Source organism: Rhizobacter sp. P2_H2, from assembly GCF_056403375.1.
This window is the reverse complement of record NZ_JBFUFP010000087.1, coordinates 1-10784: the sequence shown is the minus strand read 5'-3', so window position 1 is coordinate 10784 and position 10784 is coordinate 1. Positions and strand designations below refer to the sequence as shown.

12 protein-coding genes are annotated in these 10784 nt (G+C 70.3%); 4 read left to right on the top strand and 8 right to left on the bottom strand.

Going from position 1 to position 10784, the window contains the following annotated elements:
• The first annotated feature begins 222 nt into the window (after positions 1-222).
• Together AC1D15_RS08075 and AC1D15_RS08070 are read left to right on the top strand one after the other, a co-directional pair.
• The gene (locus AC1D15_RS08075) at positions 223-771 is read left to right on the top strand and encodes a Dps family protein (RefSeq protein ID WP_477825575.1); all 549 of its coding nucleotides are present in this window, start codon (positions 223-225) and stop codon (positions 769-771) included.
• 50 nt (positions 772-821) lie between these two features.
• Complete coding sequence (locus tag AC1D15_RS08070) at positions 822-1454, top strand: YitT family protein (RefSeq protein ID WP_047507958.1); 633 nt, start codon at positions 822-824, stop codon at positions 1452-1454.
• A gap of 25 nt (positions 1455-1479) precedes the next feature.
• Here the strand turns inward: AC1D15_RS08070 and AC1D15_RS08065 are convergent, their stop codons facing one another.
• Together AC1D15_RS08065 and AC1D15_RS08060 are read right to left on the bottom strand one after the other, a co-directional pair.
• Positions 1480-1983 carry a hypothetical protein gene (locus AC1D15_RS08065; protein ID WP_477825574.1) on the bottom strand — a complete coding sequence of 168 codons (504 nt, stop codon included), beginning with the start codon at positions 1981-1983 and terminating at the stop codon, positions 1480-1482.
• Entirely contained in the window at positions 1980-4202 is a 2223-nt protein-coding gene (locus AC1D15_RS08060) for an acyl-CoA dehydrogenase (protein WP_477825573.1), read from the bottom strand. Before AC1D15_RS08060 ends, AC1D15_RS08065 begins: the two co-directional genes overlap by 4 nt.
• A 266-nt stretch (positions 4203-4468) precedes the next feature.
• Here AC1D15_RS08060 and AC1D15_RS08055 point away from each other — a divergent pair, with 266 nt between their 5' ends.
• Entirely contained in the window at positions 4469-6046 is a 1578-nt protein-coding gene (locus tag AC1D15_RS08055; RefSeq protein ID WP_477825572.1) for a methyl-accepting chemotaxis protein, read from the top strand.
• 14 nt (positions 6047-6060) lie between these two features.
• Here the strand turns inward: AC1D15_RS08055 and AC1D15_RS08050 are convergent, their stop codons facing one another.
• From AC1D15_RS08050 to AC1D15_RS08025, 6 genes are all read right to left on the bottom strand, one after another.
• On the bottom strand, positions 6061-6675 hold the full coding sequence (locus tag AC1D15_RS08050; RefSeq protein ID WP_477825571.1) for a hypothetical protein: 615 nt from the start codon (positions 6673-6675) through the stop codon (positions 6061-6063).
• 18 nt (positions 6676-6693) lie between these two features.
• The gene (locus tag AC1D15_RS08045) at positions 6694-7674 is read right to left on the bottom strand and encodes a 2-dehydropantoate 2-reductase (RefSeq protein WP_477825570.1); all 981 of its coding nucleotides are present in this window, start codon (positions 7672-7674) and stop codon (positions 6694-6696) included.
• Between the two features lie 42 nt (positions 7675-7716).
• On the bottom strand, positions 7717-7977 hold the full coding sequence (locus AC1D15_RS08040) for a hypothetical protein (RefSeq protein ID WP_465114580.1): 261 nt from the start codon (positions 7975-7977) through the stop codon (positions 7717-7719).
• Positions 7978-7982: 5 nt separating this feature from the next.
• Positions 7983-8261, bottom strand: coding sequence for a hypothetical protein (locus tag AC1D15_RS08035; protein ID WP_465114579.1), 279 nt, complete (start codon positions 8259-8261; stop codon positions 7983-7985).
• 86 nt (positions 8262-8347) lie between these two features.
• Positions 8348-9697: an ATP-binding protein gene (locus AC1D15_RS08030; RefSeq protein ID WP_477825569.1), complete on the bottom strand. Its 1350-nt coding sequence runs from the start codon at positions 9695-9697 to the stop codon at positions 8348-8350.
• A gap of 13 nt (positions 9698-9710) precedes the next feature.
• Complete coding sequence (locus AC1D15_RS08025) at positions 9711-10373, bottom strand: response regulator transcription factor (RefSeq protein WP_477825568.1); 663 nt, start codon at positions 10371-10373, stop codon at positions 9711-9713.
• Between the two features lie 193 nt (positions 10374-10566).
• On the opposite strand from AC1D15_RS08025, the gene AC1D15_RS08020 reads away from it, so the two are divergent.
• The coding region (locus AC1D15_RS08020; protein ID WP_477825567.1) for a sigma factor at positions 10567-10784 on the top strand (218 nt) is incomplete at its 3' end.

The window sequence follows — 10784 nt, the reverse complement described above, 5'->3', positions numbered from 1 at the left end:
CAACGAACGAAGTGAGTGGCGGGAGTTTGCCGATGCACCCCCGAAGCCGAGCTTCTTCGTGCAGTCGGCCCGCCAGGGCCGACCGCCCCAGCCGAGCCCCCACAGCCTGCCCCGGCCGCTCCGAACACGCGCCACGAAAGAACAGAAGCCTGCCCCCTCAGAAGGAGGCGAATAAATCAGCACAACGCTATGCTGCGCGAACACTCCACGGAAGGATTCGCGATGAAGAAGAAGGCCCCGTCCCCGGCACGCAGCGCCAAGGAACGCCAGCGCGCCCCGCTGGTCACGCCGACCGACCTGAAGGCCGGCGCCACGCGCGACATCGCCGCCGCGATGAACGGCATCCTGGCCGACGTGTTCGCGCTGTACCTGAAGACCAAGAACTTCCACTGGCACATGAGCGGCCCGCACTTCCGCGACTACCACGTGATGCTCGACGAGCAGGCCGACCAGCTCTACGCGATGACCGACCCGATCGCCGAACGCGTGCGCAAGGTGGGCGGCAGCACGCTGCGCTCGATCGGCCACATCGCGCGCTYGCAGCGCATCCTCGACAACGACGCCGAGTTCGTCGAGCCGTCGGACATGCTCGCCGAACTCCGCGAGGACAACAAGACGCTGGTCGCCGAACTGCGCGAGGCCCACGGCGTCTGCGACGAACACCACGACATCGCCACCGCCAGCCTGATCGAAGTGTGGATCGACGAGACCGAGCGCCGCACCTGGTTCCTGTTCGAGGCCGGCCGCTCGGGCGACAGCAGCGGGCATTGAAGGTCTTCAGGCTTCGCGTGGGCGGCACGCTTGTTGCAACATCGGGGGCCATGAGCACCCCCGCTGCCTCCTCCGAAACCCCGCCGCCGCTCCAGCGCCACACGCTGTTCGAGGACGCGCAGGCCATCTTCACCGGCACGCTGTTCGTCTCGCTGGCGCTGATCCTGTTCGCGCAGGTCGGGCTGCTGACCGGCGGCACCGCGGGTGTCGCCTTCGTGCTGCACTACGCGACCGGCATCGGCCTGGGCAAGCTGTTCTTCGCGATCAACCTGCCGTTCTACTGGTTCGCGTGGCGGCGCATGGGCCGCGAGTTCACGCTGAAGACTTTCATCGCGATCACGCTGCTGTCGCTGATGACCGACTGGTCGCCCCAGCTGTTCGCGATCGAGCGCCTGCACCCGGCCTATGCGGCCGTGCTCGGCGGGCTGCTGCTCGGTTCGGGCTGCCTGTTCCTCGCTCGCCACCGCGCCAGCCTGGGCGGCGCCACCATCGTGTCGCTGTACCTGCAGCAGACACGCGGCTGGCGGGCCGGCAAGGTGCAGATGGGCGTCGATTGCAGCGTCGTGCTGCTTGCGCTGACGGTGGTCGAACCGTCGCGCGTCGCATGGTCGGTGCTCGCGGCCATCGTGATGAACCTGTTCATCGCGGTCAACCACAAGCCGGGGCGCTACGCCGTGTTGTGATCCGGCGGTGCCGTGAACCGCGCGCTCAGCGTTGCCTCTCGTGTTCCGCTCCGCGGTCCAGCCCGCGATCGGGCGACTCGAAGTGCTGCTGCTGGCCCGGGCTCGGCTCGATCAGCTCCTCGATGATCAGGTGCCCGAACTTCTGCGCCCGCGCCGCGTTGTGCTCGCGTGCCACCTGCGTGATGAACTCCTCGTGGTCGCTCTTCGGCCACAGCACGACCACGTAGCCGTGCCCCTGCTCGGCCAGCGCGAGGTGCGTCTTCAGCAGGTTCAGGTCCTGCCCGATCGAGGCCAGCACGCCCGCATGGGCGATGTTGGTCCGCATCTGCCGCGCCATCTGCTGCGGCGAGAACACCAGCAGGTCGCTTTCCAGGAAGTTCTCGTCCAGCAGGGCGTTCAGCGCCCCCTGCAGGTCGTCGGCCGATCGGAAGGCCAGGAAGACCTTGTTCTCGGGCGGCAGCACGCCGTCGCTGCGGATCGGGTTCGAGACGGCGTTGGCAGCAGTCGGGTTCACGGTGTTCTGGCTCATGGCACCTCCAGTGGATCGGGCACCGCGATGGCCGCGGCGGATGGGACGGGCGGTCGCGGCGCCACAGGCCGCGCCGGTCCGGGAAAGTCGTCGACCTGGATCACCCTGGCCGCCGCGCGCAGGTAGGCGAGCGCGGCCGCCGGGTTGCGCGAATGGCTGGCCACATCCTCCAGCGAACGCGAATGGCGCAAGGCCTGGTTCAGTTCGCCGGCTTCGTCGCCGAGCGCACGCGCCTGGTCGAGCGCGTTGCGCAGGTCGCGCAGGCCGCCGCTGCGCGGCGAACCCACATCGATGCACAGGCGCGCCAGCACCGCCGGTTCGCTGCGCAGCGATTCGGCCAGCGCCACCAGGTCGCGGTCGCGCAGCGGGGCGAGGTGCCGCGTGCCGTTCAGCAGCAGCGGCGCCAGCGCACGCAGCAGGCCGGAGGGCAGGTTGGCGTACAGGTCGCGCAGCGTCGCGGCGGCCTGGTCCAGCTGCACGCGGATCGCCGCGCGCGCGATCGGCAGCAGGGCCGGGTCGGCCTCGCGCTCGTAGCGCCACACGCTGGCCGATGCGAGGTACAGGTTCGCCAGCACATCGCCGAGCCGGGCAGACAGCAATTCCATGCGCTTGAGCTTGCCGCCCAGCAGGCCCATCGCCAGGTCGGCCGTCAACGCGTACTTGGCGGACACGCGGGCGATCAGCCGCGCTTCTTTCCGAAGGCCCTCGGGCACCTGGCCGCGCAGCGGCGCGCCGACCAGGCTGGCGCCCAGGTTGCGCAGCACGTGGCGGCCGTGCGCCAGCAGCGCCGCGCCCAGCGCCTGTTCGTCGTTCGCCTGCACCGCAGCCATCTCGTCGAGCACGTGCGGATGGCAGCGCACCGCCCCCTGGCCGAAGATGATCAGCGAGCGCGTCAGGATGTTGGCGCCTTCCACCGTGATCGCGATCGGCGCCTGGCGGTATGCCGCGCCGAGCAGGTTGCCCGGCCCCGAGATGATGCCCTTGCCGCCCAGCACGTCCATGCCGTGGATCACCGCGCGCCGGCCGGCTTCGGTCAGGTGCACCTTCAGGATCGCGCTCGCGACGCTCGGCCGCTGGCCGGCATCGAGTGCCGCAGCGGTGTAGCGGCGGGCCGCGTCGGTCGCGTACAGGTCGGCGGCGGTGCGGGCGAGCAGCGCGGCGATCGCGTGGAACTTCGCGATCGGCAGCCCGAACTGCTCGCGGATCTGCCCGTAGCCGCTCATCACGAACAGCGCCGTCTGCTGCATCGCCGCGCCCATCGCCGGCAGCGAGATCGCGCGGCCTGCCGCCAGGCACTCCATCAGCATGCGCCAGCCCTGGCCCACCTGCGGCTCGCCGCCGATCACCCAGTCCATCGGCACGAACACGTTCTCGCCGCGCACCGGGCCGTTCATGAAGGCCGAATCCATCGGGTGGTGGCGGCGGCCGATCTCCATGCCGGGCGTCGGCACCGGCAGCAGCGCGCAGGTGATGCCCAGTTCCTGCTCGCCCTCGGGGCGCGTCAGGTCGACCGCCTGGAACGCGAGGCCGACCACCGTCGCCACCGGCGCCAGCGTGATGTAGCGCTTGTCGAAGGTGACGCTGAAGCCGCGCACGCGCCGGCCGTCGATCACACGCTCGGTCAGCACGCCGCGGTCGGGGATGGCGGCGGCATCGGAGCCGGCATAGGGCGAGGTCAGGCCGAAGCAGGGCAGGTCGCGGCCATCGGCCAGGCGTTCGAGGTACTGCGCCTTCTGGGCCTCGGTGCCGTAGCGCAGCAGCAGTTCGGCCGGCCCGAGCGAGTTCGGCACCATCACGGTGACCGCGGCGGCGACGTTCACGCTCGCGATGCGCGTCACCACGGTCGCATGCGCATGGTGGCTGAAGCCCAGGCCGCCGTGCTCCTTCGGGATGATCATGCCGAAGAAGCGCTTCGTCCGCAGGTGCTGCCACACGGCGGCGGGCAGGTCGCCCTCGGTGTCGATCGAGAAGTCGTCGAGCATGCCGATCAGGTCGCGCACCGGACCGTCGAGGAAGGCGTGCTCGTCCGGCGTCAGGCGGTTCGGCGGGATCGCCAGCAGCGCATCGAAATCGGGCCTTCCGGAGAACAGCTGGCCTTCGAAGCCCACCGTGCCGGCTTCGAGCGCGGCCCGTTCGGTGTCGCCCATCGCGGGCAGGGCCTTGCGGAAGAACGGCATCGCGGTGCGGCCGAGCCAGCGGTTCAAGGGGGTCAGGCCCATCGAGGGTCTCCGTGCAGACGAGATGGCCCATGGTCGAGCCTGCCGGTGTGCGAATCTGCCGGACGGCGCCGGCTTGCCGGGTCAGACAGCGCTCACAGGCCAGGCCGCCGCCCAGAGCATCGATCGCAGTTGTAGGCAGTTTCCCCTCATGCTGGGCCTGACCTTGACCGACACCACACGCGGCGCGCATCGGATTGGCAGCCACGCAGCGCCATCGAACAATGGCGTGTCATCCGGTCAGCCTTCCTACCGACTCAGGGAATCWCATGAACTTCAAGAACATGCGCGTGAAGACCAAGCTGATGCTCGGTTTTGCCGTGCTGGCGACCATCGTGCTGCTGGTCTCGGGGCTGTCGCTGCGCTCGCTCTCCCGTTCGAACGAGCGCTTCGACAACTACCTGGAAGGTGTCGGCCAGCGCGAACGCCTGGCCACCAGCCTGCGCGGTGCCGCGACGCGGCGCGCGATCGCGGCGCGCAACCTGGTGCTGGTGACCGATCCGGCCGACCGTGAGTTCGAGAAGAAGGCCGTCTCCGAATCGCACGAGGAGACCAAGGTGGCGATGCAGCGCCTGAAGGCCGCGATGGGCGACAGCTTCGACGTGACCGCGCGCGACCGCGAGCTGGTGGCGCAGATCGACGCCATCGAGATGAAATACGACGTCGTGGCGCTCAGCATCGTCGGCATGGCGCTGGACGGCAAGCGCGAGGAGGCGATCACGAAGATGAACGCCGAATGCCGGCCGCTGCTGGCGGCGTTGCTGAAGACCACCAGCGAACTGATCGAATACGAATATGCGCAGGCCGAAGGGATCGTCAAGGTGGCCGATGCGGCCTACGCGGGCGACCGCATCACGATGATCGCCGCCTGCGTCGCCGCGATGCTGGCGGCCGTCGGCCTCGGCTGGCTGCTCAGCAACGCGGTGACCGCGCCGCTGACGCGCGCCGTCACGCTCGCCGAGGCGGTGGCTGCCGGCGACCTGGGCACGGACATCGTCGTCGACAGCCGCGACGAGACCGGCCTGCTGCTGGCCGCGCTGAAGAAGATGAACGGCAGCCTGGTCGACATGGTCGGCAAGGTGCGCCAGTCGGCCGACGGCATCGCGACGGCCTCGGCCGAGATCGCGATGGGCAACCAGGACCTGTCGAGTCGCACCGAGCAGCAGGCGAGCGCGCTGCAGCAGACGGCGGCCTCGATGCAGCAGATGACCGAGACGGTGAAGCAGAACGCCGACAGCTCGCGCCAGGCGAGCCAGCTCGCGGTCTCGGCGGCCGACGTGGCCGGCCGCGGCGGCGAGGTGGTGCAGCGCGTGGTCGCGACGATGGGCGAGATCTCCGATTCGAGCCGCAAGATCGCCGACATCATCGGTGTGATCGACGGCATCGCGTTCCAGACCAACATCCTCGCGCTGAATGCGGCCGTCGAAGCCGCCCGGGCCGGCGAGCAGGGCCGCGGCTTCGCGGTGGTGGCCGGCGAGGTGCGCAGCCTCGCGCAGCGCAGTGCGCAGGCGGCCCGCGAGATCAAGGGCCTGATCGGCACCAGCGTCGAGAAGGTCGAGGCTGGCAGCAAACTGGTGACGGAAGCCGGCAGCACGATGAACGACATCGTGGCCCAGGTGCGCCGCATGACCGACCTGATCGCCGAGATCAACGCGTCGACCACCGAGCAGAGCAGCGGCATCGTGCAGGTGAACCAGGCGGTGGCGTCGATCGATTCCGGCACGCAGCAGAACGCCGCACTGGTGGAAGAGAGCGCCGCGGCGGCCGAGAGCCTGAAGATCCAGGCGGCCGGGCTGCTGGACGTGATCGCGGCGTTCCGCACCGGGGACCGGCACGCGTTCGCCTGATCACATCCTCATGATCACATCGGCGGCGCGAACCCGTTGCGCCCCGCGATCACCCGCAGCGCCACCGGCTTGCCGTCGCGCAGCTGCGCGGTGACCAGCACCTTCGCGCCCGGCACCAGCAGCGCCCGGTCGCCCGGCTTCACGGTGACGACCGGCACGCCTTCGGGCACCAGCACCGTCTTCTCACCGTCCTTGTAGCGCAGCCGCAGCGTGCGGCCCTTGGCCTGTCCGACGACGTCGGCGACGGTGGCATTGGTCATCGTGCTGCCCGGCTGCAGGTCCCACGGGTAGTGGCCCTCGCCGGTGCCGCGCGCCTGCTCGGGAAACACCAGCACCTCCAGCGCCTGCAGCGTGCCGTCGGGCTGCGGCATTGCCGCGGTGCCGATGTAGCTGCCGGCGGCGATGCCGGACAGCTCGGTCGGCACCACCTCGTTGACGCCGAAGGTGTCGGCCAGCGCCAGGCGCAGCACCTCGCCGCTGCGCTCCTTGATCACCAGCGTGGTGTTGTCGAAGGACTCGACGGTGCCGCGCAGGCGTTGTGTCGGGGCCGGTGCCGATGTCTGCGCATGTGCGAACGTGGCGGCCAGTGTCAGCAGTGCGGCGCCGAGGAAGCGGGGAAGGTGGGTCATGGGGGTGTCCGGTTGGGATTACTGGGGGTACAGGCCGTGTACGCGCCCGAACAGCCGCGTCATCCCGAGCAGCGCATCGATGTTCGGTGTCGGCAGTGGCAGGCGCTGCGCGATCTCGCGCACCGCGCCGACCAGCGCATCGAGTTCGATGCCGCGGCCGGCCTCCACGTCCTGCAGCATCGAGGTCTTGAACGCGCCGAGCTTGCGCGTGACCTGCTGGCGGWCTTCCGGGGTCTGCGCGATCGCGCAGCCGATGCGCGCGCCGATCGCCGAGGCCTCGCGCATCGCGTTCGCGCAGAACGTGAGCAGCAGCGGGTCGTCGAGCACGCGATCGACGGTGGCGCCGGTGATTGCCGTCACCGGGTTCATCGTCATGTTGCCCCACAGCTTGTACCAGATGTCCTGGCGCACGCTGGCCGACACGGTGACGTCGAAGCCGGCCTGCGTCAGCAGCGCGCCGAGCTCGCGGGCGCGTGCCGATTCGCCGCCGCCGGGCTCGCCGATGATCAAGCCCTGGCCCATCTTGTGTTCGACGAGGCCGGGCTGCGGGCTGGTGGTGGCCGCGTGCACGACGCAGCCGAGCACCTGCTCGTGCGGGATCTTCGCGGCGATGCGGCCACCGGGGTCGACGCTCTCGAGCGGAGCGTCGCCGATCGCCGCGATGCCGCGGCCGAACCACCAGGGCACGCCGTTCATCGCCGGCAGCACGACGGTGTGCGGCGCGAGCAGCGGCGCGAGCTGGTCGGCCACCGCGGCGAGCGCCGGGCCCTTCACGGCGATGACGACCAGGTCCTGCGGGCCCAGCTCGGCCGCATCGGCGCTGGCGGTGGCCGGCCCGCTGACGAGCTGGCCGCCTTGCTGCAACCGCCAGCCGTGTTCGCGCAGCGCCTGCAGCGTCGCGCCGCGGGCGACCGCGCTGACCTGCGCGCCCGTGTTCGCCGCGAGCCGCGCGCCGATGAATCCGCCGATCGCGCCGGCCCCGTAGATGCACACCTTCATCGCTGCCCCTTCTCTGAACGAAGGGGCATTCTGCGACAGGCGCTACTTTCGTGTCTTCGGGGGTTTTGACTTCGACTTGCCCGGCGCGGCCAGGGCCAGCCGCTTCGCGATGCCGGCGTGGAAGCGCTCGATCTCGTCGGCGGTGGCGAGCGATTCGGGCAGCTCCACGTCGATGCGGTGCAGCGTCTGTGCCGGTCCGGCGCGCAGCATCGCGACCGGGCCGACGCGGCGCGAGCCGACCGGCAGGTCGACCTGGACGCCGACCACGCGGCCGGCCTCGGTGATCACGGTGGCGGTGTGCATGGTGCTCAACTCCATTCGGCAATGCTGAGGTTGTAGTGGATCGCCACCGGCCCGGCATTGCGGATGTTGACGGTGTAGTGGATGCCGTCGGTCTCGCCGTTCGATCGGGCGACGACGCCCTGGCTGACCGTGACCAGTTCGACGTTGACCTGCGGCTCCTGGATGTTGGGCGCCGCGACGGCGACGCCGACATCGCGGCCGAAGCCGTCGAAGAAATACTCCCAGTGGTGCGTGGCGCCGGCCGCGAGGCTCACGATGCCGCCGACGTTGCGATGCAAGGCCATTCAGTTGCTCCGGTGGTGGTGCAGTGGACCTGCCACGGTAACGGCGCCAGCCGCCACGTCCATACCGAAACTTGGGGACGCGGGTGTCAGGCGGGGCGGCTGTCTTGCTGGCTCTCCTGCCGGTACTCGAAGCGCAAGCCCCCGCCCGGCGCCGTCTCCAGCGTGATCGTTCCACCCAGCCGCTGCGCAATGCTGCGCGCGATCGACAGGCCCAGCCCGCTGCCGGTCTGCTGCGTGCCGAGCAGCCGGTAGAACGCATCGAACACCCGCTCGCGCTGGTCCGGCGGAATGCCGGGGCCGGTGTCGTCGACGCGCAGCAGCGCGCGGCCACCGGCCTGTTCGAGGCTCACGTCGACGCGCCCGCCGGCCGGCGTGTAGCGCACCGCGTTGTCGACCGCATTGCGCACCAGCGTCTGCAGGTCGACCGGCGTGCCGGCGACCCGCACCGCGTCGAGCCGCGTGACGCCCAGGTCGACCTGTCCGGCCTCGGCCATCGCGACCAGGTCGGAGACCACCTCGCGCACCACCTCGTGCAGCGCGACCGAGGGCTGCGCCGCTGCATCCGGCCCGTGGTGCGCGTCGGCCCGCGGCGCCTGCACCCGCGCGAGCGACAGCAGCTGCTCCAGCAGTGCCCGCGAGCGCGACAACCCCTCGCGCAGCGGCACGAAACGCCGCCGTGCCTCGGGCGACATCTCCGCATGCTCCAGGTTCTCGGCCTGCACCGTCAGCGCGGTGATCGGCGAGCGCAGCTCGTGCGCCGCGTCGGCGACGAAGCGGCGTTGCTGCTCGAGCGATTCGGTGAGGCGGCGCAGCAGCGCGTTGATCGACGTGACGAAGGGCCGCACCTCGTCGGGCATGTCGCCGGCCGGCACGTCGACCAGCGCGGCGTCGCCCTGGCGATCCAGCTGGTGCGAGGCCCGCGCGATCGGCCGCAGCGTGCTGCCGATCACCACGCGGATCAGCAGCAACAGCACCGGCAGCAGCACCACCAGCGGCACCAGCGCGGCCAGCGCACTGTCCTGCGCGATGTCGTCGCGCCGGTCGGTCTGCTGCGCGACGATGAAGCGGCGGCCGTCCGGCAGGTGGGTCAGCAGCATGCGCCACGGGCGGCCTTCGGCGACGTGCGTGTCCAGCCCGTCGGGCAGGTCGCGCGGCAGCCGGCCGATGCCGTTCACGCGCGGCTCGCCCGCCGCCGTGTCGACCAGCTCCACCACCACGCTCGGCCGCGGCGCGCCCGGCGTGGCCGTCGGCTCGACCGGGTTGATCGCGAGCTGGCCGGCCAGCACCAGCGCGGCGGTCTGCTCGAGCAGGTCGTCCTGCAGCTCGTTGGCCTCGTGCAGCGCCCAGAAGAACGACACCGCGCCGGCCGCGACCGCGGTGGCCAGCAGCAGCACGGCCATCCACAGCGACAGGCGGAACTGCAGCGAGTTCCTCATGGGGCGATGACAGTCATGCCGCGCGGTCCACGCGCCAGCCGACGCCGCGCACGTTGCGGATCACCGCGGGGCCGAGCTTGCGGCGGATGCCGTGGATCAGCACTTCGACGGTGTTGCTCTCGACCTCCTCGTTCCAGCCGTAGATTCGCTCCTCGAGCTCCTGGCGCGAGAGGATCGCGCCGGGGCGCACCAGCAGCGCCTGCAGCAACGTGAACTCGCGGCCGGAGAGGGCGGCGCTGCGGCCCTCGAAGCTCACGTCGCGCGTCACCGGATCGAGCGTGATCGCGCCGTTGGTCAGCAAGGGCGACGCCGAGCCGCCTTGCCGGCGCACCACGGCACGCATGCGCGCGAGCAGCTCCTGCACGTCGAAGGGCTTCAGCACGTAGTCGTCCGCGCCGAGGTCGAGGCCGGCGATGCGGTCTTCGACCTCGTCGCGCGCGGTGACGATCAGGATCGGCACGCGGGCATCGCGCGCGCGCAGCTGGCGCAGCACGTCGATGCCGTCGCGCCGCGGCAGGCCGAGGTCGAGCAGCACGAGGTCATAGGCCTGCGCCAGCGCGGCGGCCAGGGCCTGCTCGCCGTCGGTGGTCCAGTCCACTGCATAGGCGGCATCGGACAGCGCCTGCTGCACGGCCGCGCCGATCATCSGGTCGTCTTCCACCAGCAGGACGCGCATCGCTTGTTTTCGCCAGGGTTCACCGCAAGGACAAGGCACGCATTCTGAACGAACCCATGCCGCCTGGACGATGACCACCGGATGACGCAAGCCTTCATGCCAGTCGTTGCAGGGTCATTCGCGAAGCCTTGACGTGATCGTGGAAAATGAGAATGATTCTCAACTAATAACGATGAGCACCAGGGGGTAGAGCGTGTCGATCACCAACCATGAGCCTGCCGCAGGGCTCGGTGGAGCCTTTCTCGCGCACCGGGCCAAGCTGCAAGGCCTGGCCCACAAGATCACCGGGCGGCGCGAGCTGGCCGAGGACGTGGTGCAGGAGGCCTTTCTCAAACTGTCCGACGTGTCGCACGGCTTGGCGGTGCAGCAGCCGATCGGCTACTGCTTCCAGGTGGTGCGCAACCTGGCGAT